At 67.4% G+C, this 26091-nt stretch carries 24 protein-coding genes, 1 tRNA gene and 1 pseudogene; 21 read left to right on the top strand and 5 right to left on the bottom strand.

Features of this window, described 5'->3' with window-relative positions; genetic code table 11:
• The first annotated feature begins 50 nt into the window (after positions 1-50).
• The 5 genes and pseudogenes from metH (at position 51) to arc (ending at position 9025) form a co-directional block, all read left to right on the top strand.
• Positions 51-3848, top strand: coding sequence for a methionine synthase (gene metH, locus JOE57_RS00845; RefSeq protein WP_204915963.1), 3798 nt, complete (start codon positions 51-53; stop codon positions 3846-3848).
• 93 nt (positions 3849-3941) lie between these two features.
• The gene (locus JOE57_RS00840; protein ID WP_204915962.1) at positions 3942-4652 is read left to right on the top strand and encodes an HAD family hydrolase; all 711 of its coding nucleotides are present in this window, start codon (positions 3942-3944) and stop codon (positions 4650-4652) included.
• Positions 4642-6222, top strand: coding sequence for an ABC transporter substrate-binding protein (locus tag JOE57_RS00835; RefSeq protein ID WP_204915961.1), 1581 nt, complete (start codon positions 4642-4644; stop codon positions 6220-6222). Before JOE57_RS00840 ends, JOE57_RS00835 begins: the two co-directional genes overlap by 11 nt.
• Positions 6223-6299: 77 nt before the next feature.
• Positions 6300-7151, top strand: a pseudogene (locus JOE57_RS00830) (tRNA (adenine-N1)-methyltransferase); the annotation flags it as partial.
• A 125-nt stretch (positions 7152-7276) separates the two neighbouring features.
• Positions 7277-9025, top strand: a complete 1749-nt coding sequence (gene arc, locus JOE57_RS00825; protein WP_204915959.1) for a proteasome ATPase — start codon at positions 7277-7279, stop codon at positions 9023-9025.
• A 227-nt stretch (positions 9026-9252) separates the two neighbouring features.
• Here arc and JOE57_RS00820 read toward each other — a convergent pair whose 3' ends face one another.
• Positions 9253-9633, bottom strand: a complete 381-nt coding sequence (locus tag JOE57_RS00820; RefSeq protein WP_204915958.1) for a DUF3054 domain-containing protein — start codon at positions 9631-9633, stop codon at positions 9253-9255.
• A gap of 23 nt (positions 9634-9656) precedes the next feature.
• Between JOE57_RS00820 and dop the strand changes: the two genes are divergently transcribed.
• The 5 genes from dop (at position 9657) to JOE57_RS00795 (ending at position 14281) form a co-directional block, all read left to right on the top strand.
• The gene (dop, locus tag JOE57_RS00815; protein WP_239578800.1) at positions 9657-11189 is read left to right on the top strand and encodes a depupylase/deamidase Dop; all 1533 of its coding nucleotides are present in this window, start codon (positions 9657-9659) and stop codon (positions 11187-11189) included.
• A 73-nt stretch (positions 11190-11262) separates the two neighbouring features.
• Positions 11263-11469: a ubiquitin-like protein Pup gene (locus JOE57_RS00810; protein WP_204915957.1), complete on the top strand. Its 207-nt coding sequence runs from the start codon at positions 11263-11265 to the stop codon at positions 11467-11469.
• Complete coding sequence (gene prcB / locus JOE57_RS00805) at positions 11466-12305, top strand: proteasome subunit beta (RefSeq protein ID WP_204915956.1); 840 nt, start codon at positions 11466-11468, stop codon at positions 12303-12305. The genes JOE57_RS00810 and prcB overlap by 4 nt, the downstream gene beginning before the upstream one ends.
• A 72-nt stretch (positions 12306-12377) precedes the next feature.
• Positions 12378-13220: a proteasome subunit alpha gene (gene prcA, locus JOE57_RS00800; protein ID WP_204915955.1), complete on the top strand. Its 843-nt coding sequence runs from the start codon at positions 12378-12380 to the stop codon at positions 13218-13220.
• Positions 13217-14281: a prephenate dehydrogenase gene (locus JOE57_RS00795; RefSeq protein ID WP_204915954.1), complete on the top strand. Its 1065-nt coding sequence runs from the start codon at positions 13217-13219 to the stop codon at positions 14279-14281. The genes prcA and JOE57_RS00795 overlap by 4 nt, the downstream gene beginning before the upstream one ends.
• Before the next feature lie 18 nt (positions 14282-14299).
• Here the strand turns inward: JOE57_RS00795 and JOE57_RS00790 are convergent, their stop codons facing one another.
• The gene (locus JOE57_RS00790; RefSeq protein WP_204915953.1) at positions 14300-14719 is read right to left on the bottom strand and encodes a MarR family winged helix-turn-helix transcriptional regulator; all 420 of its coding nucleotides are present in this window, start codon (positions 14717-14719) and stop codon (positions 14300-14302) included.
• 67 nt (positions 14720-14786) lie between these two features.
• Positions 14787-16376, bottom strand: a complete 1590-nt coding sequence (locus tag JOE57_RS00785; protein ID WP_204915952.1) for an ATP-binding cassette domain-containing protein — start codon at positions 16374-16376, stop codon at positions 14787-14789.
• 135 nt (positions 16377-16511) lie between these two features.
• On the opposite strand from JOE57_RS00785, the gene JOE57_RS00780 reads away from it, so the two are divergent.
• The 7 genes from JOE57_RS00780 to JOE57_RS18845 all read left to right on the top strand — a co-directional run bounded on the left by JOE57_RS00780 (position 16512) and on the right by JOE57_RS18845 (position 21343).
• Positions 16512-16988, top strand: a complete 477-nt coding sequence (locus JOE57_RS00780; RefSeq protein ID WP_204915951.1) for an OsmC family protein — start codon at positions 16512-16514, stop codon at positions 16986-16988.
• 42 nt (positions 16989-17030) lie between these two features.
• Positions 17031-17750 (top strand): (d)CMP kinase, encoded by a 720-nt coding sequence (cmk, locus tag JOE57_RS00775; RefSeq protein WP_204915950.1) that lies wholly within the window; start codon positions 17031-17033, stop codon positions 17748-17750.
• The gene (locus tag JOE57_RS00770) at positions 17747-18487 is read left to right on the top strand and encodes a 1-acyl-sn-glycerol-3-phosphate acyltransferase (protein ID WP_204915949.1); all 741 of its coding nucleotides are present in this window, start codon (positions 17747-17749) and stop codon (positions 18485-18487) included. Before cmk ends, JOE57_RS00770 begins: the two co-directional genes overlap by 4 nt.
• 7 nt (positions 18488-18494) lie before the next feature.
• On the top strand, positions 18495-19847 hold the full coding sequence (der, locus tag JOE57_RS00765) for a ribosome biogenesis GTPase Der (protein ID WP_204915948.1): 1353 nt from the start codon (positions 18495-18497) through the stop codon (positions 19845-19847).
• 45 nt (positions 19848-19892) lie between these two features.
• A tRNA-Pro gene (locus tag JOE57_RS00760) sits at positions 19893-19966 on the top strand.
• 385 nt (positions 19967-20351) lie between these two features.
• Positions 20352-20897, top strand: a complete 546-nt coding sequence (locus JOE57_RS18850; RefSeq protein ID WP_204915947.1) for a TerC family protein — start codon at positions 20352-20354, stop codon at positions 20895-20897.
• Positions 20894-21343 (top strand): TerC family protein, encoded by a 450-nt coding sequence (locus JOE57_RS18845; RefSeq protein WP_204915946.1) that lies wholly within the window; start codon positions 20894-20896, stop codon positions 21341-21343. Before JOE57_RS18850 ends, JOE57_RS18845 begins: the two co-directional genes overlap by 4 nt.
• Positions 21344-21376: 33 nt before the next feature.
• On the opposite strand, the gene JOE57_RS00745 is transcribed toward JOE57_RS18845, so the two are convergent.
• The gene (locus JOE57_RS00745; protein WP_204915945.1) at positions 21377-21670 is read right to left on the bottom strand and encodes a helix-turn-helix domain-containing protein; all 294 of its coding nucleotides are present in this window, start codon (positions 21668-21670) and stop codon (positions 21377-21379) included.
• Between the two features lie 200 nt (positions 21671-21870).
• On the opposite strand from JOE57_RS00745, the gene JOE57_RS00740 reads away from it, so the two are divergent.
• Genes JOE57_RS00740 through JOE57_RS00730 form a run of 3 tightly spaced genes read left to right on the top strand, consistent with a single transcriptional unit; the run spans position 21871 to position 23669 of the window.
• The gene (locus JOE57_RS00740) at positions 21871-22251 is read left to right on the top strand and encodes a hypothetical protein (protein ID WP_204915944.1); all 381 of its coding nucleotides are present in this window, start codon (positions 21871-21873) and stop codon (positions 22249-22251) included.
• Positions 22242-22895 (top strand): maleylpyruvate isomerase N-terminal domain-containing protein, encoded by a 654-nt coding sequence (locus tag JOE57_RS00735; RefSeq protein ID WP_204915943.1) that lies wholly within the window; start codon positions 22242-22244, stop codon positions 22893-22895. Before JOE57_RS00740 ends, JOE57_RS00735 begins: the two co-directional genes overlap by 10 nt.
• Before the next feature lie 42 nt (positions 22896-22937).
• A complete protein-coding gene (locus JOE57_RS00730; protein ID WP_204915942.1) occupies positions 22938-23669 on the top strand; it encodes a dienelactone hydrolase family protein in 732 nt (243 codons plus the stop codon).
• 117 nt (positions 23670-23786) lie between these two features.
• Here the strand turns inward: JOE57_RS00730 and JOE57_RS00725 are convergent, their stop codons facing one another.
• Entirely contained in the window at positions 23787-24818 is a 1032-nt protein-coding gene (locus JOE57_RS00725; RefSeq protein ID WP_204915941.1) for an aldo/keto reductase, read from the bottom strand.
• A gap of 552 nt (positions 24819-25370) precedes the next feature.
• Between JOE57_RS00725 and JOE57_RS00720 the strand changes: the two genes are divergently transcribed.
• Positions 25371-25898, top strand: coding sequence for a universal stress protein (locus tag JOE57_RS00720; protein ID WP_338041087.1), 528 nt, complete (start codon positions 25371-25373; stop codon positions 25896-25898).
• The last annotated feature ends 193 nt before the right edge of the window (positions 25899-26091 follow it).

Raw genomic sequence — 26091 nt, 5'->3', positions numbered from 1 at the left:
TGGAGGATCTGCACCGACTGTGGTGCCCGAGCCGTCGTCGAGGAGCCCCGTTGTCCGATCCGTCGCAGATCCGTCCGGACGCGACCGCAGCGCTGACTGAGGCGCTGCACGGCCGCATTCTGATCCTGGATGGCGCGATGGGCACCATGATCCAGCGGCACCGGCTGGAGGAGCAGCACTACCGTGGCGACCGCTTCGCCGACTGGCCCAGCGATCTGAAGGGCAACAACGACCTGCTGAGCCTGACCCAGCCGGACGTCATCCGCGGCATCCACCGGGAGTACCTCGAGGCCGGGGCCGACCTGGTCGAGACGAACACGTTCAACGCCCAGGCCATCTCGCTTGCTGACTACGGCATGTCCGATCTCGCCTACGAGCTCAACCTCGAGTCGGCTCGGCTGGCCCGGCTGGAGTGCGACGCCATGAGCCTGCTGACCCCCGACCGGCCCCGATACGTGGTCGGCGCGCTGGGCCCGACGAACCGGACGGCCTCCATCTCGCCGGACGTCAACGACCCGGGGGAGCGCAACGTCACCTTCGACGAGCTGGTCACCGCCTATCTTGAGCAAGCGAACGGGCTCGTCGATGGCGGCGCCGACCTGCTGCTGATCGAGACGATCTTCGACACTCTCAACGCGAAGGCCGCCATCTTCGCCTGCGAGACGCTGTTCGAGCAGCGTGACCGACGGTGGCCGGTGATCATCTCCGGCACCATCACCGATGCCTCGGGCCGGACGCTCTCCGGCCAGGTCACCGAGGCGTTCTGGAACTCGGTCCGGCACGCCGCGCCGATCGCGGTCGGCCTGAACTGTGCACTCGGCGCAGACGAGATGCGGCCCTACATCGCCGAGCTGTCGCGGATCGCCGACTGTTTCGTCTCGTGCTATCCGAACGCCGGACTGCCCAATGCCTTCGGCGAGTATGACGAGCAGCCGGACCAGACGGCGGCCGTGCTGGAGGAGTTCGCGGCCAGCGGGCTGGTCAACCTGCTCGGCGGATGCTGCGGCACCACGCCCGCCCACATCAGCGCGATCGCGACCGCTGCCAAGGGCAAGCCGGCCCGGACGCCGGCCGCCATCCAGCCGGCCTGCCGGTTGTCCGGTCTTGAGCCGCTGACGATCACCGAGGATTCGCTGTTCGTCAACGTGGGTGAACGCACCAACATCACCGGCTCGGCCCGGTTCCGGAACCTGATCAAGGCCGGTGACTACCCGACCGCGCTCAGCGTTGCCCGGCAGCAGGTCGAGAACGGTGCGCAGGTGATCGACGTCAACATGGATGAGGGCATGATCGACGGCGTCGCGGCGATGGACCGGTTCATGAAGCTGATCGCCACCGAGCCCGACATCTGCCGGGTGCCGGTCATGATCGACTCCTCCAAATGGGAGGTGATCGAGGCCGGCCTGAAATGCGTTCAGGGCAAGCCGATCGTGAACTCGATCTCCATGAAGGAGGGTGTCGACGCGTTCATCAGGCAGGCTCGGCTGTGTCGCAAGTACGGCGCCGCAGTGGTGGTCATGGCCTTCGACGAGAACGGTCAGGCGGACAACCTGGTGAAGCGCCAGCAGATCTGCGCCCGGGCGTACGGGATCCTGACTGAACAGGTCGGCTTCCCGGCCGAGGACATCATCTTCGACCCCAACATCTTCGCCGTGGCCACAGGCATCGAGGAGCACGCCAACTACGGTGTCGACTTCATCGAGGCGACGCGGTGGATCAAGCAGAACCTGCCCGGGGCACTGGTCTCCGGCGGCGTCTCCAATGTGTCCTTCTCGTTCCGCGGCAACAACCCGGTGCGCGAGGCCATCCATGCCGTCTTCCTCTACCACGCCATCCAGGCCGGCATGAATCTCGGCATCGTGAACGCCGGCGCGCTGGTCGTCTACGACCAGGTCGACCCGGAGCTGCGCGAGCGGATCGAGGACGTCGTTCTCAACCGCCGGCCGGACAGCACCGAACGGCTGCTGGAGATCGCCGGCCGGTTCGCCGGCGACGGCAGCAAGCCGGACGTGCTGGATGAGGCCTGGCGCTCGATGCCGGTATCCGAACGGATCACCCATGCCCTGGTGAAGGGGATCGACGAGTTCGCCGAAACCGACACCGAGGAGCTCCGGAAGGAGATCAGCGCTCGCGGCGGCAAGCCCATCGAGGTGATTGAGGGACCGCTGATGGCCGGGATGAACGTCGTCGGCGACCTGTTCGGAGCCGGGAAGATGTTCCTGCCCCAGGTCGTGAAGTCGGCCCGCGTGATGAAGCGCGCGGTGGCGTACCTGATCCCGTTCATCGAGGCCGAGAAGCAGCCCGGCGATGCCGAGCGGGCCAAGGGCAAGGTCGTGATGGCCACTGTGAAGGGTGACGTCCACGACATCGGCAAGAACATCGTCGGTGTGGTGCTGCAGTGCAACAACTACGACGTTGTCGATCTTGGTGTGATGGTCCCGGCGCAGAAGATCCTGGACGCGGCGAAGGCGGAGAAGGCCGACGTCATCGGGCTCTCCGGCCTGATCACGCCATCGCTGGACGAGATGGTCAACTTCGCTGCGGAGATGGAGCGTCAGGGCTTCGAGATCCCGTTGCTGATCGGAGGCGCCACCACCTCGAGGGCTCACACGGCGGTCAAGGTGACCCCGCGCTACCACGGTCCGGTGCTGTGGGTGAAGGACGCGTCACGCTCGGTGCCGGTGGTGGCCGCCCTGCTCTCGGATGAGCAGCGGCCCAAACTGCTCGCCGACACCCGGGCCGACTACGACGCGCTGCGCGAACGGCATGCGGCGAAGCAGAACGACCGGCCGCTGCTGAAGCTCGAACAGGCCCGCGCCAGGGCGACCCCGATCGACTGGTCGGAGTACCGCCCGCCGCGGCCCCGGCTGTTGCTGCAGCAGTCCAAGGATGTCTGCGAGGGGCCGACCTGTGACCACCGGCACGGTGTCGTCACCCAGTACGTCAAGGCGCTGCACGACTACCCGCTGCAGGAGCTGCGGCGTTACATCGACTGGCAGCCCTTCTTCAACGCCTGGGAGCTGAAGGGCCGGTTCCCCGACATCCTCAACAACCCCGCCAGCGGCGAGGCTGCCCGGAGACTGTGGGAGGACGCGCAGACGATGCTGGACCGGTTGATCGACGAGCGGTGGCTGCGGGCCAACGGCGTCTTCGGCCTGTTCCCGGCGAACCGGGTCGGCAGCGACGATGTCGAGGTGTACGCCGACGAGTCCAGGTCAGAGGTGGTGGCGACCCTGTACAACCTGCGTCAGCAGGGGGAGCACCGCGAGGGTGTGCCGAACCGCTCCATGGGCGACTTCGTCGCACCGCGGGAAACGGGTCTGCACGACTACGTGGGTGCGTTCGCGGTGACCGCGGGTCTGGGCAGCACCGAGAAGGTGGCGGAGTTCAAGAAGGAGCTGGACGACTTCAGCGCGATCCTGCTGGAGTCCCTGGCAGACCGGCTGGCCGAGGCCTTCGCTGAGCGGCTGCATGAGCGGGTGCGCAAGGAGTTCTGGGGGTACACCCCGAACGAGTCGCTGGACAACGACGATCTGATCGCCGAGCGGTACACCGGGATCCGACCGGCGCCGGGCTACCCGGCCTGCCCCGAGCACACCGAGAAGCGGACCATCTGGCGGCTGCTTGACGTCCAGCGCCGTACCGGCATCGAGCTGACCGACAGCATGGCGATGTGGCCCGGTGCCGCAGTCAGCGGCTTCTACTTCTCGCACCCGCAGTCGCAGTACTTCGTGGTCGGACGGATCGGCAAAGACCAGGTGCTCGACTACGCAGCACGCAAGGGATGGACGCTTGCTGAGGCGGAGCGTTGGCTCGCCCCCAACCTCGCCTACGATCCGGAGTCCTGAGCCGGCCCAACCGCTGTTGATCATGGTCGGCCCGGTTCGGCGGCTGGTGGTCGATTTTCCCCAGCGCTCGATGGCTGGAAGGATGGGCCTGCCATGACCAGTGAACCCAACCTCAGCAACGTCGTCACCTCCGGCACCGCTCTTTCGGCGGCACTCTGGGACTTCGACGGCACCCTGGCCGACACCGAACCGCTCTGGGTGGCGGCCGAGTTCGAGCTGGTGGAGGGGCTGGGCGCCAGCTGGGACGAAGCGCACGCGGAGCAGCTGGTGGGCAACTCGCTGCTCGACTCCGGCGCCTACATCCTTGAGGTCATCGGTCGTCAGGATCTGACCCCGGCCTGGGTGGTGGAGCAGCTCCTCGGACGTGTGGTGGAGCAGCTGCGGAGTCGGCCTATCCCGTGGCGCCCCGGTGCGCTCGAGCTGTTGGCGTCCTTCGGCGAGGCCGGAATCCCCTGTGCACTGGTCTCGGCGTCCTATCGTGTCCTGCTGGAGGCGGTCTTCGAACAACTGCCCGACGGGGCGTTCACCGTGTCGGTGGCCGGAGACGAGGTCAGCCGGGGCAAGCCGCACCCGGAGCCCTACCTGTCCGCCTGTGCGAAGCTCGGGGTGCACCCGACCAACTGCGTGGTCTTCGAGGACTCGAGCACCGGCGCGCGGGCCGGCAACGCGGCCGGGGCCCTGGTGCTGGCCGTCGAGAACCTGGTGCCCATCCCGCCGGCGCCGAACCGGCTGCACATTCCGTCGTTGGCCGAGCTGGACGCAGGCCGGGTCGCCGCCCTGCTGGACGGCTGGCATGGCGCCTAGCGCCGGACCAGCTGCTGCCGTCGGTGCCCTCGTACGCCCGGCAGCGAGCGCCGGAGCTCGCCTGCACGCGGGCAACCTCGGGCAGGCAAGAAATTTAGGTCTGCTGCTCGGCCTGACCCTGGCCCTGCTGCTGTCGGCCTGCACGCCGACCGGCGAGAAGCCGGGACCGACACCCAGCGGGTCGGAGCAGCCCGTACGACCGTTCACGGTGCTCACCACCGACCGGATCACCGTGGCCGACCCGGCGGCCATCACCGACGCAGGCTCGGCCGTGATCGCCCAGAACGCCTTCCAGCGGCTGATGACCGCTGAGCCTGGTCAGAACGTGCTCAAGCCGGACGCCGCCCGAGACTGCATCTTCGAGGCCGCGAAGGTCTACGTCTGCACCCTGAACGAGGACCTGAGCTTCCACAACGGGCACAAGCTGACCTCCAGCGACGTGAAGTTCAGCATCGAACGCGCCACGCGGCTGGCGGTACCCGGCTCGTCGGCATCCCTGCTCTCGTCGCTGCGTCGGATCGAGACCCCGGACCCGCTGACCATCAGGTTCGTCTTGAGCCGTGAGGACACCCAGTTCGGCTGGGCTCTGGCTTCACCGGCGGCCTCGATCGTCGACGAGGAGCTGTACGACGCGGACGAGATCCGGCCGCCGGACGCCCCCATCGTCGGTTCCGGGCCGTTCGTGGTGACGAGTTTCACATCCGACGAGCTGCAGCTGGCCAAGTACGCCGACTACCTGGGCAAGAACCCGGCCCGGATGCCGGCACTGGTCCTGCGTACCGCGCCGGACTCGGCCACGATCGAGGAGGCCATGAAGGCCCACACGGCCGATGTGGTCTGGCGAGGGCTCAGCACCGCGGCCGTGACGAGGCTGACCCAGCAGGTCCAGGGGAACCCGGAGAAGCAGACGACCGACGGCTACACGATGACGGTGCTGCCGGGAGTGCGGGTGCACCAGCTGCTCTGGAACGCCCACTCGGCCCATCGCTCGAACGCCGACCTGCGGAGAGCGATCTCGGCGGCGTTGCAGGAGGATCGCACCCTCGACTCGATCGTCCCGAACGGCGTCGTCGGGCATGTGCCGTCGTTCGAGCTCGGCGGCAAGGCGGTGGCTTCGGTGACCTGGTCGCGCCGGATCCAGCTCACCCTGGGCTACGACTCCGCCATGCCGGACGGTCGCGACCTCGCCAACCAGGTGCGGACGCGGCTCGAGGACACCGGCGGACTGAGCGTCCGGCTGCGGCCCGACGCGACTGACACCGACCTGCTGCTGCTCGACCGTAAGGCGTGGACCGCGACGGCCATGGCCTGGCTGCAGCCGTACCTGGATGCGCCGCTGCCCGCCAGCAGCAGCAAGATTCGCACCTCCGACACCCGGTACCGCGCGGCCATCGACGACGCGACCGCGATGCGCGAGCTGCGGACGCTGCAGTCCCAGGCCGTCACCGACGCTGTGATGCTGCCGATGACGCAGCGCAATGAGTACCTGTTCGCCCGTGCGGGTGTGCAGATCAGTGACCAGTCGTTCGGACCCGGTTGGCAGTTGGGTCTGTTCGGGATGAAGGGATGAACCGCGTGGTTGACCAGGTCGACGACGGTGCCGGTGTCGACGACACCGACCCGCAGACGTACTCCGGGGTCCGGCTCGGACCGCTGCAGCCGGGGGAGCGGGTGACGCTGACCGATCCCAAGGGGCGCCGTCACTCGATCCTGCTGGCGCCCGGAACCCAGTTCCACACCGCCAAGGGCGCCATCCAGCACGACGACCTGCTCGGCGGCCCGGAGGGTGTGGTGGTGACCTCCACCGGCGGCGTCCAGTACCTGGCACTGCGTCCGCTGATGTCGGACTTCGCGGTCGCGATGCCGCGAGGGGCGGCGGTCATCTATCCCAAGGACGCCGCCCAGATCGTGATGGGCGCCGACATCTTCCCGGGGGCACGGGTGATCGAGGCCGGGGTGGGCTCCGGCGCCCTCACCTGCGCCCTGTTGCGGGCGATCGGGCCGAGCGGACGGCTGGTCTCGTACGAGCGGCGAGAGGACTTCGCCGAGATAGCCAAACGGAACGTGGAGAACTTCCTGGGGCGACCCCATCCTGGGTGGGAGGTGCGGGTCGGCGACCTGGTGCAGACCCTGGACTCCGAGCCGGTCGACCGGGTGGTGCTGGACATGCTGGCACCGTGGGAGTGCGTCGACGCCGTGGCGGAGGTGCTGCAGCCGGGAGGGGTGCTGTGCTGCTACGTGGCCACCACCACCCAGCTCAGCCGGACGGTGGAGACCCTGCGCGCGCACGAGGGCTTCACCGAGCCCGAGGCGACCGAGTCGATGGTGCGCTCGTGGCACGCTGAGGGGCTCGCCGTGCGGCCCCGACATGCGATGGTGGGGCACACCGGCTTTCTCATCACCACCCGGCGGTTGGCGCCGGGAGTGAGCGCGCCGCACCGCAAGCGGCGACCGGCTCCCGGCGCCTACGGCGAGGACTACACGGGGCCCAGACGGTAACGGTTCCGCGCGAACCGACCGCATTCTTGGTGGATCGCCATACACTCCCATTCTCGGCGTGTGCAGCGCCATCTAGAGCCTTCCCGGGCGTTCGCGCGGGTAGGGTCGACAGCAGGAGGTGTGAGATGACCCCATCACCAGATCCCCACGCATTCGACGTGCGAGAGGCGCTCCTCGCCCAGATTTCCACGTTGAAGGAGGAGGTCGACCGCCTCCGCGACCGGCTCGCCTCCCACCCGCACGACCTGGCCATGCTGGAGCGTCGGCTCGCCGACGCTCGCCAGGAGGTCCGGGCCACCCAGGCCAACAATGAGCGGCTGGCGGCGACTCTCCGCGAGGCCAGAGACCAGATCATCGCACTCAAGTCCGAGGTGGACCGGCTGGCTCAGCCGCCGGCGAGCTTCGGCGTCTTCCTGGCCGCCGGTGAGGACCGGACCGCCGACATCTTCACCTCGGGCCGCAAGATGCGGGTCAGCATCAGCCCCGACGTCGACCTGCAGTCGCTCACCCCCGGTCGTGAGGTGATGGTGAACGAGGCGCTCAACGTGGTGGACGTGTTCGAGTTCGACGAGGTGGGCGAGGTCGTCATCCTCAAAGAGGTGCTGGAGGACCGCACGAGGGCCCTGGTCGTGGGCCACGGCGACGAGGAGAGCGTGGTCCGGCTGGGCTCCCCCCTCCGCGACGTGAAGCTGCGCTCCGGGGACTCGCTGCTGATCGACCGGCGGGTCCACTTCGCCTACGAGCGGGTGCCGAAGATGGATGTCGAGGAGCTGGTGCTCGAGGAGGTGCCCGACATCGACTACGGGGTGATCGGCGGCCTTGGCACCCAGATCGAGGCGATCCGTGACGCGGTCGAGCTGCCGTTCCTGCACCGCGAGCTGTTCGCCGAGCACGAGCTGAAGGCGCCGAAGGGCATCCTGCTGTACGGGCCTCCCGGCTGCGGCAAGACGTTGATCGCCAAGGCGGTCGCCAACTCGCTGGCCAAGAAGGTGACCGAGCGCACCGGCGAGGAAGGGCGCAGCTTCTTCCTCAACATCAAGGGCCCGGAGCTGCTCAACAAGTACGTCGGTGAGACCGAACGGCATATCCGGCTGGTCTTCCAGCGGGCCCGGGAGAAGGCCTCTGACGGGATGCCGGTGATCGTCTTCTTCGACGAGATGGACTCACTGTTCCGCACCCGTGGCTCCGGGGTGTCCTCAGACGTCGAGAACACGATCGTGCCGCAGCTGCTCAGTGAGATCGACGGCGTCGAGGGTCTGGACAACGTGATCATCATCGGCGCCTCGAACCGCGAGGACATGATCGACCCGGCCATCCTGCGACCCGGCCGACTGGACGTCAAGATCAAGATCGAACGCCCCGACGCGGAGGCGGCCAGGGAGATCTTCAGCAAGTATCTGACGGCGACTCTTCCCTTGCACCATGACGATCTGGCCGAGTTCGGCAATGACCCGCACCGGTGCGTGCAGGCGATGATCGAGCGCACGGTGGCCCGGATGTACGAGGAGTCGGAGGAGAACCAGTTCCTCGAGGTCACCTATGCAGGCGGCGACAAGGAGGTCCTGTACTTCAAGGACTTCAACTCCGGTGCGATGATCCAGAACATCGTGGACCGGGCCAAGAAGATGGCGATCAAGGACCTGCTGGACAACGGTGCTCGCGGGCTCCGGATTGACCATCTGCTGCAGGCCTGCCTGGATGAGTTCGCCGAGAACGAGGATCTGCCCAACACCACCAACCCGGACGACTGGGCCAAGATCTCCGGGAAGAAGGGTGAGCGGATCGTCTTCATCCGTACCCTGATCTCGTCCAGCAAGGGCACCCAGCCCGGCCGTTCCATCGACACGGTCAGCAACACCGGCCAGTACCTCTAGCCTGTCTTCACGCGTCCTGAGCCTGTCTTCACGCGTCCTGAGCCTGTCGAAGGGCGGAGTGAGCCTGTCAAAGGACGGAGTGGCACCTAAAGCCGTGCCCTGAGCTCGATCCGCGATTCTGGGCTGCAGAAGTCGCGTTCTGTCGAGTTCTTGAGCGGAAACGGCGATTCTGGGCGGGAAATGTCGCGTTCTGTCGAGTTTTTGAGCGATCGGGCACAGGTGAGTGCTCAGGGCGCGGAGGCGCGGGAGGTATGGCGGATCCGGGCGCGCTGGATGGCGCGATAGCCGGCGCGCCAGCCGACCAGCAGCAGCCCGAGGACCAGGGTGGCGACGATGACGAACGGCAGCTTGGCGGTGTCGCCACTCAGCAGCCGCAGCAGCATGCCTGCAGCCACAGTGCTGATCCAGACGATGACCGAGGTGGAGAGGCTCTCCGGGCGACGCCAGGCGCGGGCCACTACGAAACCGATGGCACAGCCGGCCAGGAACGGCCACGCGGTGCCGAGCACCCCCAACAGGTCACTGGCCTCAGCATGGGAGCGGCGTCCGACCACCGCGAAGAGCAAGATGCACACGACGTCGATGGTGGCGGCCTGGGCAACCTTCATTCGGGTAACACTACGCTTTGAGAATGGTTGACGTCGCACGGGCCAGACGAGTCATGGGTATCGAGACCGAGTACGGGATCACCGCGCTCGGCCAGCCGGTGGGCGAGGAGCTGCATCCGATGCAGCTGTCCAACCACGTGGTCAAGGCCTATGCGGCCCTGGCCGCCAGCCAGCCGGCCGACTGGGACTATGAGACCGAGACGCCGCTGCGCGACATCCGCGGCTTCGACGTGCCGAGGGCCCAGGCCGACCCTGAGCAGCTGACCGACAACGACCTCGGCATGGCCAACGTGATCTTGACCAACGGTGCCAGGCTCTACGTCGACCACGCCCACCCCGAGTACTCCGGGCCGGAGGTCACGTCGGCCCGCGATGTTGTCATCTTCGACAAGGCCGGGGACGCAGTGATGGCTCGGGCGGCCGAACGTGCCAGCCAGTCGCTCGGCCGGCCGGTGCGGCTCTACAAGAACAACACCGACGGCAAGGGCGCCTCCTACGGCACCCACGAGAACTACCTCCTGGACCGGCAGACACCCTTCGACCGGATCGTCACCCAGTTCAGCGCGTTCCTGGTCTCACGGCAGGTGTTCACCGGTGCCGGCAGGGTGGGGATCGGCCAGTCCAGCAAGACCGCCGGCTACCAACTGAGCCAGCGGGCCGACTTCTTCGAGGCGGAGGTAGGGCTGGAGACGACGCTGAACCGCCCGATCATCAACACCCGAGACGAGCCGCACGCGGACGCGGCCCGGCACCGCAGGCTGCATGTGATCACCGGCGACGCCAACCTGTCGGAGATCTCCACCTACCTGAAGGTGGGCACAGCCGCCCTGGTGCTGCAGGTGATTGAGGCCGGCACGCTGAAGTCGAATGTGCGTCTCTCCGGGCCGGTGACGGCGATGCGCACGGTCAGCCACGACACCTCCTGCTCGGCTCTGCTCGAGCTCACCGATGGGCGTCGCCTGACCGCAGTGGACCTTCAGGAGACCTATCTGGAGAACTGTCGCCAACTGGTCGAGCAGCGGGCCGACACGTTCACCGAGTTGGCGCTGATGGAGGCCAAGGACCTGCTGGCACGCTGGCAGGACTGCCTGGACGCGCTGCGGAGCGACCCGATGGAGCTGGCCGACCAGCTCGACTGGGTGGCCAAGCTGAAGCTGCTGGAGTCCTACCGACGCCGCGACGGGCTCGGTTGGGAGTCCCCGAAGCTGGCGATGATCGATCTGCAGTACGCCGACGTCGACCCGCGCCGCGGTCTCTACTCCGCGCTGGTCGCGAAGGGCCGGATGCAGCGGCTTGTCAGTGACGCCGAGATCGAGCTCGCCCGGATCGCTCCACCGGAGGACACGCGGGCCTATTTCCGGGGCCGATGCATGGAGAAGTTCGGTTCGGCCGTCGTGGCGGCCTCCTGGGACTCGGTGATCTTCGACGTGCCGGGGCGGCAGGCGCTGCAACGGATCCCGCTGCTGGACCCGCTGCGCGGCACCCGCGAGCAGGTGGGCGAGATCATCGATGCGAGCAGCACCGTCCTCGACCTGGTGTCGGCACTCGGGCGGTAGGCGCGCCGCGGGCCGACCCACCCCACCGTGCACGGTGCCGGATAGTCTTGGGAGGGAGAGGTGAGGAGGACCCATGCCTGAGTCAGAGCACAGCCAACGCAGGACCCGTCGTCACGAAGAGGCAGAGGAGACAACGGAGCCCGGGCCGGGCGCCGCCGAGAGCGCCCACAAGGCCGAGCTCGACACCGAGGTCGACTCGCTCCTCGACGAGATCGACGACGTCCTGGAGGTCAACGCCGAAGAGTTCGTACGCTCGTTCGTGCAGAAGGGTGGACAGTGAGCCAGAGTTCCTCAGAGATCGGTCTGCCCGCGCCTTTCCTGCGCGGTGGTTCGTCCTCGTTCTCCGACTTCGTAGCCTCCTTCGCACCGAATGTGCTGCCTTCCGCGCGGGCGGTGACGGCCAACGCCGGTGATCTTGCACCGCATGGCACCACCATCGTCGCGGCCACCTACCCGGGCGGTGTTGTCGTCGCCGGCGACCGCAGGGCGACGATGGGGAACATGATCGCCCAGCGTGACATCGAGAAGGTCTATGCCGCAGACGAGTTCTCGATCATCGGTATCGCCGGGGCAGCGGGGATCGCCGTCGAGATGGTCGGTCTGTTCCAGGTCGAACTGGAGCACTACGAGAAGATCGAGGGGGCACCGCTCTCCCTTGACGGCAAGGCCAACCGGCTCGCCACGATGATCCGGCAGAACCTGGGCCTGGCCATGCAGGGGCTGGCGGTGGTGCCACTCTTCGCCGGCTGGGACCACGGCGGCCAGGAGGGGCGGATCTTCTCCTACGACGCCACTGGCGGCCGGTACGAGGAGCATGCGTTCTATTCGGTCGGCTCCGGGTCGATCTTCGCCCGCGGGTCGCTGAAGAAGCTGTACCGCCCCGATCATGACGCGGAGTCGTGCGCGATGACGGTGCTGCAGGCGCTCTATGACGCCGCCGATGACGACTCCGCGACCGGCGGACCCGATGTGACGCGCAAGATCTACCCGGTGGTGATGGTGGCCTCCGACGATGGTGTCCGCCGCATCGCCGTCGACCAGGTGGCCGAGATGGTGGATCGGCTGATCCGCGCCAGGATGGAGCGGCCGGACGGCCCCGGGGCCCCACTGACGTGAGCCCCGCCTCCGCTCGCTGTAGTCTGACCTGCCGGTTGTCCGGCACCACTGTGAAGAAGTGAGGATCCCGGCATGAGCATGCCGTTCTACGTCGCACCCGAACAGCAGATGAAGGATCGTGCCGACTTCGCCCGCAAGGGGATCGCGCGCGGTCGTTCGGTGGTGGTGCTGCACTATGTCGACGGCATCCTGTTCGTGGCCGAGAACCGCTCTCAGGCGCTGCACAAGGTCAGTGAGATCTACGACCGGATCGGCTTCGCCGCGGTCGGGCGATACAACGAGTTCGAGAACCTCCGCATCGCCGGGATCCGTCACGCCGACCTGCGGGGTTACAGCTATGACCGCCAGGATGTCACCGGCCGAGGGCTCGCCAACGCGTACGCGCAGTTGCTCGGCACCATCTTCTCCTCGGGTGGTGAGAAGCCCTACGAGGTGGAGATCATCGTCGCCGAACTCGGCGCGACGCCGGAGCACGACCAGATCTACCGGCTGACCTATGACGGGTCGGTGGGGGACGAGGAGAACTTCGCGGTGATGGGTGGCTCGGCCGACGCCATCACCGAGGTGATCCGGAAGAGCTACCGACCGGATCTCCCGTTGGCTGAGGCGATCCGGCTGGCCGTCGATGCTCTTGGCTCCGAGGGGGGCCAGGCTGGAGCGCGCCGGAACCTGGGCGTGGACGCGCTGGAAGTGGCCGTGCTGGACCGGACCCGTACGCTGCCGCGCAAGTTCCGGCGGATCCGGGGCGAGAAGCTGGCGCAGGTGTTGATCTCGGGCATCAACCCGACGGACGAGGGCGTGGAGTCGCCGGTGGTGCCAGCCCCGGAGCCACCGACCGCCGAGGGCACCCTGCGTCCTGGGAACGGGTCGGGAAGCTCGCAACCGGGCAGCCAGCCTCCGGGCGTCCCGGAGTGAGCCTGCCGCCGGTGGTCGTGATCGGCGCCGGTCTGGTCGGTGCATCGATCGGCTGTGCGTTGACGGCCGCCGGGTATCCCGTGCACCTGCGCGACGCCAAGATCAGCCACGCCCGGGTGGCGGCCAGCCTGGGTGCCGGCACCGTCGACCCGCCGGTCACCGCGGACGTCGATCTGGTCGTTGCGGCGGTCCCGCCCGTTGCTCTGCCCGACGTGATCGCGCATGCTCTGCACAGCTATCCGCAGGCGACTGTCACTGACGTCGGCTCGGTCAAGGCGGCAGTCCTCGACACGTTGTGGCGGCGCGAGCTGGATCTGGGCCGTTACGTCGGTTCGCACCCGATGGCGGGTTCCCAGTACTCGGGACCGATGACGGCACGCGCCGACCTGTTCGTGGACCGCAGCTGGGTGATCACCCCGCACCGGCGGTCCCGGCCGGAATCGGTCGCGCGGGTGTCCGAGCTGGTCCGCACCTGCCACGCCCGCGAGATCGTGATGGACGTTGAAGACCATGACGCCGCCGTCGCCCGAGTGTCACACCTGCCGCACCTGATGTCGGTGTTGATGGCGGGCCATCTCAACCAGGTGCCGGAGAACCACCTGCTGCTGGCCGGTCAGGGCCTGCGTGACGTGACCCGGATCGCCGGCAGCGACCCGGGCCTGTGGGTCCAGATCGTGGCCGCCAACTCCGCTGCCGTGCTGCCCGAGCTGCGGTCGATCCAGGCCCGACTGGCCGAAGTGATCATGGCGATCGAGTCCCGGTCGGCTGCCGACACGTTGCGGGAGCAGCTGCAGCGGGGCGTCGAGGGGACCAGGCGGATTCCCGGCAAGCACGGCACCGCCCCGGTCGCGTACAGCCAGGTGGTGATCGAGATCCCGGACACCCCCGGAGCGCTGGGCCGGCTGTTCGCCGACGTCGGCAAGGCCGGCATCAACGTCGAGGACATCTCCATCGAGCATGATCAGGCACGCCAGGTCGGTTACCTGTCCTTGGCTGTCACTCCCGAACAGGAGCCGGAGCTGATCACCACGATGACCGACCGGGGCTGGACGGTCGTGTAGCGGGGAGGGGGAGGCGAGCTAGCCCTGCCAGCCCAGGTTGCGGGCCATCCGCTCAAGCACGTCGAGCGTGGCGTCGTACTCCGCCTCGCTGATGCCCTGGGACAAGGTGTCCCGGTTGCGTCCGACGACTTCGCGGAGCCGGCTGAACGAGGTGATGCCGCGCTCGGTCATGGCGTACGTCTCGTTGTCGCGACTCACCCACTCACTCTCCACCAGCTCGCCCAGGTGTTCGGCTGAGGACTCCTGGGTCGCCTCGTCCAGGAACGGCGCCACGGCCTCGTCCAGCTCCGCCAGAGTTGCGGGCCCGTTGACCAGAACATTCATCAGCTGCCACTGGCGTCGAGTGACGCCGTGCTCGTCCAAGGTGCTGCTGAACTGCGCATTGATCAACTCGTCGACGAGCTTGAGCCAGAAACCCAGGGGTCGTTGTGCCGTCATGGACCCACTGTACAAATCATCGCCGTCCTGTGCCCGGCGAGGAGCACACACCATCCAACTGATCCCCTCAGTAGTCCCATTGCGCCGTCGGCGCCTCGTTGACCTTTCCGTCGGCGCCGAAGACGAGAAACCGGTCGTGCGAGCGGGCGAACCAACGATCGTGGGTGACTGAGATGACGGTGCCGTCGAAGCCGTCCAGGGCCAGCTCCAAGGCTTCGGCCGAGTCGACGTCGAGGTTGTCGGTCGGCTCGTCGAGGATCAACATCGTCGCGCCGGAAAGCTCCAACATCAGGATCTGGAACCGGGCCTGCTGGCCACCGGACAACGTCTCGAAACGCTGTTCCCTGGCCGCCGAGAGCTCGTAGCGGTACAACGCGGAGGCGGCGGCCTCCGCCTGCTGCGCACAGTCCTCCCACAGAATGCTCAGCAGCGTCCGACCAGCCAGCTCGGGATGCTCGTGGGTCTGGGAGAAGTGTCCCGGCACCACCCGGGCGCCGAGCTTCCAACTGCCTTGGTGCGCCACCGCGTCCGTCTCGGGCCAGGCGGCGAGCAGCCGCAGGAAGTGTGACTTCCCGGTCCCGTTGGCGCCGAGGACCGCCACCCGCTCGCCGTAGAACACCTCGAGGTCGAAGGGTTCGGTCAGACCTTCAAGCGCCAGCGACTCGCAGGTGAGGGCACGCACCCCGGTTCGGCCACCGGCGAGGCGCATCTTGATCTGCTGCTGCCGCGGTGGTTCGGGTGGCTCCAGAGCCTCGTGTCTGCGGAGCCGACTCTGGGCGGCCTGGGTCTTGGATGACTTGGCGATCTGCAGGGCTCTGACCAGCTCCTGCAACCGCCGACGGTGTTCGGCCCAGCGGCGCCTCATCTCCTCGAACCGCGCATGCCGATCCATCCTCGCCTCGTGGTAGGAGGCGAACCCGCCGCCATGGACCCAGGCGGTGTTGCCTTCCTGGTCGCCCTCCAACGTGACCACCAGGTCGGCGCTGTTGGCCAGCAGCTCGCGGTCATGGGAGACGAAGAGCACCGTCTTCGGCGTCTGCTGCAGCTGCTGCTCAAGCCAACGTTTGCTGGGCACGTCGAGGTAGTTGTCCGGCTCGTCCAGCACCAGCACCCCATCGGGCCCGCGCAGCAGCGAGTGCAGCACCAGCCGTTTCTGCTCGCCGCCAGAGAGTGTCATCACGTCACGCCACTTGCTCCGCTGGTAGTCGACCCCGAACGACTCGACGCAGCAGACGTCCCACAGCACCTCGGCCTGGTAGCCGCCGGCATCACCCCAGTCGGCCAGTGCTGCGGCATAAGCCAGTTGGTGGGCTTCGTCGTCACGGTCCATCAAGGCGACCTCGGCCAGGTCCAACGCGGCCGCCGCCTCTCGGACTAGAGGTGGTGCCACCGAAAGCAGCAGGTCGGTAACGGTCCTGACTCCACGACCCGTGCCGATGAACTGGCTCATCACACCGAGGCCGCCGCTGCGGCCGACCGAACCCTCGACCGGCTCGAGATCGTCAGCGATGATGCGGAGCAGGGTGGTCTTCCCGCAGCCGTTCGCCCCGACCAGCGCCACCTTGGCGCCGTCGCCGACCCGAAAGCTCACGTCCCGGAGCAACGGCCGCCCGTCCGGCAGCAGATAGCTGACGTTGTTGAGCTCGACATGTGCCACCCGGCCAACCTTCCCCATTGCCAACCGGGCCGCAACCCGATATCCGTCGCTGCCGCGATCCTCGCTGCAGCAGCACCGTTCGGATCTCCGCCTGTTCCATGATCAAACCCGAGCACGGATGGCACACTGGGCATCATGGCAGCTGCGCACCACTACGGGGTGAAGGTCGAATGGCAAGGTAACAAAGGCACCGGGACGAGCGGCTACCGCGACTACAGCCGCGACCTGCTGATCAGCTCCGAGGGCAAGTCCCCGATCGAGGGCTCCAGCGACAAGCCGTTCCGCGGCGACCCGACCAGGTGGAACCCCGAGGAGCTGCTCCTCGTCGCCCTGTCGCAATGTCACCTGCTGTCCTACCTGCACGTCGCTGTCACCGTCGGTGTAGTGGTGACCGACTACGCCGACGACGCGGTCGGCACGATGACCGAGGACGGCCGCGGCGGAGGTGCGTTCACCGAGGTGACCCTGCGGCCGCGTGTGACCGTGGCCGCGCAGGACATGGTCGAGGCGGCTCGGGGTGCGCATGAGCGCGCCAATGAGCTGTGCTTCATCGCCCGCTCGGTCAACTTCCCGGTGCACCACGACCCGGTCATTCTGGTCGGTGGCGGCTGAGCAGGTCGAGAGTTGTCGGCCTACCCAGGTACGCTGTCGGCTGTGTCAGAGACCGTCAACAACGACCATCCTCGGCGGCTCGTCGTGGCCATTGACGGGCCAAGCGGGTCCGGAAAGTCGAGCACCTCCCGAGGGGTGGCGCGGCGGCTCGGACTGGCCTACCTCGACACCGGGGCCATGTATCGCGCCGCCACCTGGTTGGTGCTGGAGACCGGTGTTGACGCCGCGGACCAGCGGGCCGTGGCTGAGCTGATCAGGACCGCGGTGTTCACGATCAGCCAGGACCCGACCGGGCCGACGATCGCGATCAACGGCACCGACGTGACCCAGGCGATCAGGGAGCCTCGGGTGTCGGCCGCCGTCAGTGCGGTCGCCACCAACCTCGAGGTGCGCGCGGACCTGATCGCCCGGCAACGGTCGCTGATCGCTGACGCGTCGGCCGGGATCGTCGCGGAGGGCCGCGACATCACGACCGTGGTCGCTCCCGAGGCCGATGTCCGGGTGCTGCTGGTCGCCGACCCGGCCGCCCGCGTCGCACGCCGGCACGCCGAGCTCGGCGGCGTCGTCGACAACGAGGCGGTCACCGACCAGGTGATCCGCCGCGACCGCGATGACGCAACAGTCTCGCAGTTTGAGGCAGCAGCTCCCGGGGTCAGCGTGGTCGACTCGACCCACCTCACCCTGGAGCAGGTGATCAACGTGATCTGCGCCTTGGTGGATGACGTGGTACCGAGAGCCATTGCGGGGAACCGCGGCCCGTGAGCTCGGTCTCGCCGATCCCCGGCATCAGTCCGGGGTTACCCCACCTGCACCACCTTCCGATCCGCAAGACGTGGTCGCTCAGTGTTGTCCGCCGCCCGATCGAGGCGGCCATGCGGTTGTACTGGCGGATCGAGATCCACTCCGAGGACCTGGTGCCTCAGACGGGTCCGGTGATCCTGGCCGCCAACCATCTCGGTGTCGTGGACGGACCGCTGCTGGTAGCGATCAGCCATCGGCTGTCGTTCGCGATGGCCAAGCGGGAGATCTTCGTCGGCTGGCTGGGCCGGATGCTGGCCCACCTCGGCCAGATCTCGGTTGACCGGCACCAGGTGGACAAGCACGCGATCAGCCGCGCCATCCAGGTGCTACGCACCGACGGAGTGCTGGCGGTGTTTCCCGAGGGTGTCCGGGCCGCGGGCGACCTGGCCTGGGCCCGCGGCGGTGCGGTCTACCTGGCGATGGTCACCGGGGCGCCGATCGTTCCGGTCGCGCTGCTGGGCACCCGGCTGCCGGGGCAGACCACGAACCAGCTGCCGGCTCGCAGGTCCACCATCCATGTGGTGTACGGAAACCCTATTCGGGTGCCCCAGTACGATTGGCCGCGCCGCAAGGTTGTTGTGGCAGAGTGGACCGAACGGGTCCGCAGGGAGTTGGCCGATCATGTCGTCGCGGCGCAGCTCCGTACGGGCGTGGCTCTTCCGGGCCCGCCCGTACCCAAGCCCATAAAGCAGACCTGAGGTAGCCATGACCGAATATGCAGAGGCCGACGAAGCCCAGATCCTGCCCGTAGTGGCAGTGGTGGGGCGGCCCAACGTGGGCAAGTCGACCTTGGTGAACCGCATTATCGGGCGGCGTGAGGCTGTGGTGCAGGACGTCCCAGGGGTCACCCGTGACCGGGTGTCCTACGACGCCGTCTGGAACGGCCGTCAGTTCGTGGTCGTCGACACCGGTGGCTGGGCCTCCGACGCCAAGGGGCTGGCTGCCCAGATCGCCGAGCAGGCCGAGCTGGCCATCGCCTCGGCCGACGCCGTGCTGTTCGTGGTGGACGCCACTGTCGGCACGCTGGACGAGGACGAGGCCGTGGTCGAGGTGCTCCGGCGCAGCAGGAAGCCGGTGGTGCTGGCGGCCAACAAGGTGGACGACCAGCGGACCGAGATGGAGGCGGCGTCGATGTGGAACCTCGGCCTCGGTGAGCCGTACGCGGTCTCCGCGCTGCACGGCCGGGGCAGCGGTGACCTGCTCGACGCGCTGCTGGCCGTACTGCCGCAGGCTCCCCGCGAGGGCGAACCGGTCGAGCGCGGACCCCGGCGGGTAGCGATCGTCGGCAAGCCCAACGTCGGTAAGTCGAGCCTGCTGAACAAGCTGGCCCGCCAGCAGCGGGTCGTGGTCGACAACGCCGCCGGAACGACGGTCGACCCGGTCGACGAGCTGGTCGAGGTGGACGGCGAGGTCTATCGCTTCATCGACACCGCCGGAATCCGTCGTCGGGTGAAGGAAGCCTCGGGGCACGAGTACTACGCCAGCCTGCGTACCCATGGAGCGATCGAGCGGGCCGAGCTCTGCATCGTGGTGGTCGATGCCAGCGAGCCGCTGACCGAACAGGACCTGCGGATCCTCAGCAGCGTGGAGGAGGCGGGCCGCGCCCTGCTGATCGCCTTCAACAAGTGGGACCTGACCGATGAGGAAAGGCGCCGCTACCTCGAGCGGGAGATGGAGCGGGACCTGGTGCAGTTCGGCTGGGCCGGTCATGTCAACATCTCCGCGACAACGGGACGGCATGTCGACCGCCTCGGCCCGGCCATCCGCGAGGCCCTCGACAGCTGGGAGACGCGCATCTCCACCGGCAAGCTGAACGCGTTCCTCGGCCGCATCGTGGCCTCCCACCCGCATCCTGTCCGCGGCGGCAAGCAGCCGAGGATCCTGTTCGGGACCCAGGCCCAGGCAGGGCCGCCGACCTTCGTGCTGTTCACCTCCGGGCAGGTGGAGGACGGCTATCTGCGCTTCGTCGAGCGACGACTCCGGGAGGAGTTCGGCTTCAAGGGGACGCCGGTGCATGTCCAGGTGAGGGCCAGGGAGAAAAGAAAGGCCCGGGCATAGTAGAGTTCCGATTCGCGGTGTTCGAAGGCCGCGGACATGCAGTAGCGGGCTGTGGCGCAGCTTGGTAGCGCACCTGACTGGGGGTCAGGGGGTCGCAGGTTCAAATCCTGTCAGCCCGACCGATGGAACCGGCTCTGACCCGCGGAAGCGCTGGGTCGGAGCCGGTGGTGCAGTAGGACCCGAAAGGGTCTTCGCCAGTCCTTCATGGAGGATTCGAGGGCTGCCGTCCGCCTCAGGCCTCGGACGGCCCAACTGCACAACGCAGCGTCGGGCCAAGCTCCTGTTCGGCCGCCTTCAGGACGCGACCTAACGACGCACCGGCGAGACTTGACATACGAAGTGTTGTTCGTGAATACTGGAGCGCACGAGGGGAGTACCCCGCTCTCGGCGTCACCGTCAGTTCGGCCGGCCGTGTCCGGCCCGGTGCGCCGGCCGCCCAGCACTAGCGGGGCGGTGGGGGAGACCTCCGACGGCCCGCTGCGCGGGCCCGCTGGAGGTAGTGGCATGGATGTTCCCCTGTGGGCCTGGGTCGCGGTGCTGGCCGTCATCGTCGCGATGCTGGCCGTGGACCTACTCGCACACCGCACCGCTCATGTGGTCTCCGTCAAGGAGGCGGCGGCCTGGTCGGCGATCTGGGTGTCCCTGGGCCTGGCGTTCGGTGGTGTTGTCTGGTGGGCGTACGGCGCCCAGGCGGGGGGCGAATACTACGCCGGCTACCTGATCGAGAAATCTCTGGCCGTCGACAACGTGTTCGTGTTCGCGTTGATCTTCACCTACTTCGCCGTGCCACGCGAGTATCAGCACCGGGTGCTGTTCTACGGGGTGCTCGGCGCCCTGGTGTTGCGGGCCATCTTCATCGCCGGAGGGGCGGTGCTGATCACCAACTTCGCCTGGATCCTGTACGTGTTCGGGGCGTTCCTCGTCTTCACCGGGTGGAAGATGTTCACCCATCGCAACGACGAGATGGACCCTTCGCGCAACCCGGTGCTGCGCCTTGTCCGCAACGGGTGCCCAGCACCGACGAGTACCACGGGCAGAAGTTCTGGGTGAAGAAGGCAGGCAAGTGGGTGGCGACCCCGCTGTTCACCGTGCTGATCCTGGTGGAGACCACCGATATCATCTTCGCCGTCGACTCGATCCCCGCGATCTTTGCTGTCACCCAGGACCCGTTCCTGGTCTTCACCAGCAACGCCTTCGCGATTCTTGGTCTGCGGGCGATGTACTTCCTCCTCGCTGACCTGATCCACCGGTTCATCTATCTCAAGGCCGGGTTGGCCGCCATCCTGGTCTTCGTCGGGATCAAGATGCTGCTCCTCGACGTCTACAAGGTCCCGATCTGGCTCTCGTTGACCGTGATCGCCGCCAGCATCACCGTGGCTGTGCTGGCCAGCCTCCGCGTCACCCGGGATGTGAAGGCTCCGTCAAGCCTCGCGGCCCCTGCCTCGCATCCTGCGGACGCCGATGAGAGCAACGACTCCGAAGTGACGGGTCGATGACCGCCCGACATTCCGGCTCGCGGATGGCGCCGCTCAGCCTTGCTGGGACCGACCTACGACCAGTTCGAGGAAGTCGCCGAGGGTGACCTGCGACTCGAGCTCGTGACGCAGATGTGCCCCACGGACCACGTCGTACCGATTGCGGCGGCCCACCTTCTCCTTGCGCAGGTATCCCTGCCCGACCAGCTCAGCCACAATCTGCTGCGCGGCGCGTTCGGTAATCCCCACAGCCGGGGCGACATCCCGCATCCGAGCCTCAGGGTCACGCGCCAGCGACACCAACACATGCCCGTAGTTCGAAAGGAAGGTCCAGTCACCGTTCGTCACAGGAAACACGATACGCGAGACCCAGTTCGTCTCTTGTTGGACAAGGTTCTCCCTGCCCGCGCGCGGCCAATCGTAGGGCGGCGCGGCCGCGATGGTGGCTGCTGGCCTCCGCACCCGCCGTCTCCAGCAGGACCTCTGACCCTGGCACCGGGGGCCACTGAAGGTGCAGGCTGGGGGCCACCAGAACACCAAGGAGCGCTATGCACCTGCACCCTCTCGCCGCCACCACCCATACGGTCGAGATGGATCAGCTCGCCCAGCTCAATGAGGGGCTGAAGGGCCGGCCGCCGGGGGAGGCCATCACCGCCTCCGACCTCGGCCTGTCCGGGATGCGGCCGATCTCTACAGACGCTCGGCGATCGCGCCCACTCGCAGCGAGAGCGGTTCTGGAAAGACTCTCCTACGAGGGGCCGCCGGAATATCCCTACATCCACGCCCACTTCCGCACGCCCGAGCTCGAGACGACGGTCGTCGAACTGCACACCCCAGCGCTGCGCCGGCTCAGCCAGATGCTGCACGTACAGGCCCTGTGGGGCGTCGGAAGCGGCCAGAACCCCTTGCTGGCGCCAATATGGCACTGACGTTCGCGGGAACGCTTGACCATGCGGAAGTCGTGCGGGCCGTCGATGCGCTCGCCGACGTGGTGTCGGCCCCGGAGGTCGCCGCCGCCTGGGAACAGGAATCGGCCCTGCCCGGCATGACCGTCGGCGGGGTGGTCCGGCATCTGGTCAGTCAGCCCGAATGCGCGGTCGAGTTCCTGCGTCTGGGACCGCAGACCGGTGCGGAGACGGTCTGCCTGACCGACTATTACGCCCGGGTCGACTGGCTGCATGCTCGGATCGACGCACCCGAGAACACCTCCATCCGGGATGACTTCAATGAGCTCGCCCAGGCTGGGCATGTCGCGTCGCTGGACATCCTGGAACAGGCGCGCGCCGCCCTCCCCTCGGCGATGGCGGCCTCCGGCCCCACGACGTACGTCCCTTGGCAGGACTGCGCGCTGAACCTCGACGACTTCCTCGTCTGCCGCCTGCTGGAGATCGTGGTGCATGCCGACGACCTGGCAGCGAGCCTGGGCCGCCCGACGCCGCAGTTCGACAACGCGGTGCTGGATCCGGTCGCCGCTCTGCTCGGCGTCTTGTCGCTTCGGCGACACGGTCAGGACACCGTCGTGCGGGCTTTGGCGAGAAGCGAGAGAGCCGGTGGCCCGGTCTCTGCGTTCTGACCAGGAGCTCAGCGCCCTCGCCTCAGCATGCCAGGCGAAGACATGACGGAAGCGACCATCACCACGTCCAGGGGTGACCTACCGGTCTATGTGGCCACCCCGGCGGGCCCCGGTCCCTGGCCGGGAGTCGTGGTCATTCATGACGTGCTGGGGATGAGCCAGGACCTGCAGAACCAGGCCGACTGGCTGGCCGCCGAGGGATACCTGGCGGTGGCTCCCGACCTGTTCGCCGGCCGCGGAACGTTGGCCTGCATGATCGCCGTGATGCGCGACGTACGCGCCCGACGTGGACGCTCCTACGACGACATCGAGGCGGTTCGGGCGTGGTTGACCGCGCGAAGGAACTGCACGGGATCGGTGGGGGTGATCGGCTTCTGCATGGGCGGCGGACTAGCCCTGATGCTCGCTCCCGATCATGGCTTCGCGGCTTCGAGTGTCAACTACGGGACCGCCCCCAAGATCGCCTACACGGCCGACTTCCTTGAGCGCGCCTGTCCGGTGGTGGCGAGCTACGGCGCCAAGGATCGGGCCCTCAAAGGCGCGGCGGAACGTCTTAAGAAGGCGCTCACGGCCGCTGGGGTCGATCACGATGTGAAGGAGTACCCCGAGGCCGGTCACGAGTTCCTCAACGACCATGAGGGGGCCGGCGACAAGACGCCGGCTCTGTTCGGCGGCCTGGCCAGGTTCTCACCGGCAGACGGATATAACCAGGCATCTGCCCAGGATGCCCGGCAACGGATCATCGCCTTCTTCGACAGACATCTCAAGCGCTGACCTTGCCGGTCTACTGCGGTTCAGCGCAACTGTGCAGACCCTCGTACTACCGTGCCGCCCTCCAGACGTCTGCACGGAGCGCAAGGGGTCTGCACAGTGCGCCGCCCGCGGCGCCGGTCAGCGACCGCCGGAGATCTTGCGATGCCGCTGCTGGATGCCAGCCGGACCGTAGGGGTAGTCGTCCATCTGCGGGGCGCTCGCGTCGGTCAGCCGCTGCAACTCATCGTCGGTCAGTTTCAGGTCCGCTGACCCCATGTTGTCGTTGAGCTGGTCGATGGTGCGGGCGCCGAGGATGACCGAGGTGACGGCAGGACGTGACAGCAACCAGGCGAGGGCCACCTGGGAGGAGGTGGCCTGATGGCCCTCCGCGATCTCGGCCAGGGCGTCGACCACCTGCCAGGTTCGGGGATCGGCGTTGCGGGCGGCGTAGGCCTCCATGCCCCGCTCGGGGTTCTCGCCCAGGCGGGTTGCTCCGGTCGGGGGGACGTCGCGCTTGTACTTGCCGCTCAGCCAGCCACCTGCGAGCGGAGACCACGGCAGCAGACCGATACCGGCGTCCAGAGCAGCCGGCACGATCTCATGCTCGATGTCACGGACGAGCAGGTTGTACTGCGGCTGCAGCGTCACCGGCGCCTCCCACCCATGTGCCGCCGCCACGTGGGCCGCCTTGGTCAGCTGCCAGCCCAGGTAGTTCGAGAAGCCGTAGTAGGAGATCTTGCCTGCCCTGACGGCATCGTCGAGGAAGCTCAGCGTCTCCTCGATGGGCGTGATCGCGTCCCAGGCGTGCATCTGGTACAGGTCGATGTTGTCGACGCCGAGTCGGCGCAGCGACGCGTCCAGAGCGGTCCGCAGATGACGACGTGACAGGCCGAGATCATTGGGACCTCCCCCCATCGGAAAGCGGGCCTTGGTCGCGATGACCACCTGAGCTGCCTCGGTCGGGTTCTTCGACAGCCAACGGCCGACGATCTCCTCCGAGACACCCGAGCTGTAGACGTCAGCGGTGTCGAACAGGGTGCCGCCGCCCTCGACGAAGGCGGCCATCATCTCGCCCGAAGTGGACTCGTCTGCCTCAGCGCCGAAGGTCATGGTGCCCAGGGCGAGCGACGAGACAACAGCGCCGGTGCGGCCGAGTGTGCGGTATTCCATACGTCTCCAATGATCGATTCGATGAGTGACCTACGTTAGTCGGCGCCGGCTGCGCAGTCCTGCCGGTCTGGCCCGAGGCTGCTGGCCGCGCCTCCATCCCCGGTACCCCGTTTGGACGGTGCCGAAAAGGACGAGCCTCGGCCCAAGCGAGCCTTCAAGATCTATCGCGCACCAAGAGTGCGTGCAGTGGCTATGCTGATGAAGTGGTACGGGCATCTGCCCCAACCTGGGAAACAAAGGCCAGCGCCCGCGACTCTTCAGGCCAGAGTCGCGGGCGTTGGCCCTTCCCCTTTAGCGCGGGCGACGTGCCGCTGCCCAGGTGCCAGGCGTGCTGCGGTGTTTGCCGGCGGATCTCTTCGTTCCTGATACCGCGCCCCCCCACGGGTGATACCGGATGCACCTGAGATCACCCACAACCTACCCAAGAGCCTGTGGATAAATTAGGGTCTTTAGTCCTTGACTACGGGACAACCTCGTCCTAGAGATCGCGGCGGGACCAAGTACCCCAGCCGCGATGACCTTTGGTCCTGACCGCGAGGATGGCTCACAGCCATGCTGGAGGTGTACCGAAACTCCCGCAGAAGGGCTATGGACATGGTGAGGAATGAGATCGTAGTAGGGATCGATGACTCTGCATCGGCCCGCGCTGCCATGCATTGGGCGGCCGAGTACGCACGGACGGCGAACCTGCACCTACGTGCGATGAATGTCTACGCGGACAGGCCGGAGGCCGAGCGGGTGTGGACCAGGGGGTTCCCTGCCCAAGACCTCGAACCGGTCCCGGCCGTGGAGTACGAGGATCCTGAGGTACAGCGGGTGTTCGACTCGGTGAACCCACGCGCCAGCTGGTCGCTGGAGTATGCCCAAGGGGATCCGGGCGAGGTGCTCGTGCAGCAGTCACATCACGCCAGGATGCTGGTCATCGGCACCCGCGAACACACGGGCATCGGCCGCCTGCGCTCCGGTTCGGTGAGCCATCACTGCCTCAGCCACGCCACCTGCCCGGTGGTCGCGGTGCCGGACCACCGCTTGGAGGAGCAGGCCAAGGAGGACCGGCCCGTAGCTGAGTCCACCCTCTGAACACACCGCAGCAGCCTGAGCCTGTCGAAGACGGGCGTCCCTGGTCTAGGCCTGTCGAAGACCGGGTGCCCTTCGACAGGCTCAGGGCGCGTACGCCTCACGCAGTCGAATGCTCGACCCGAGCGCGTACGCCTCACCCAAGTCGAAAACTCGACCCGAGCGTGTACGCCTCACCCAAGTCGGAACCTCGAAC

Source organism: Microlunatus panaciterrae, from assembly GCF_016907535.1.
GTDB lineage: Bacteria > Actinomycetota > Actinomycetes > Propionibacteriales > Propionibacteriaceae > Microlunatus > Microlunatus panaciterrae.
This window is presented reverse-complemented; position numbering and strand designations above follow the sequence as displayed.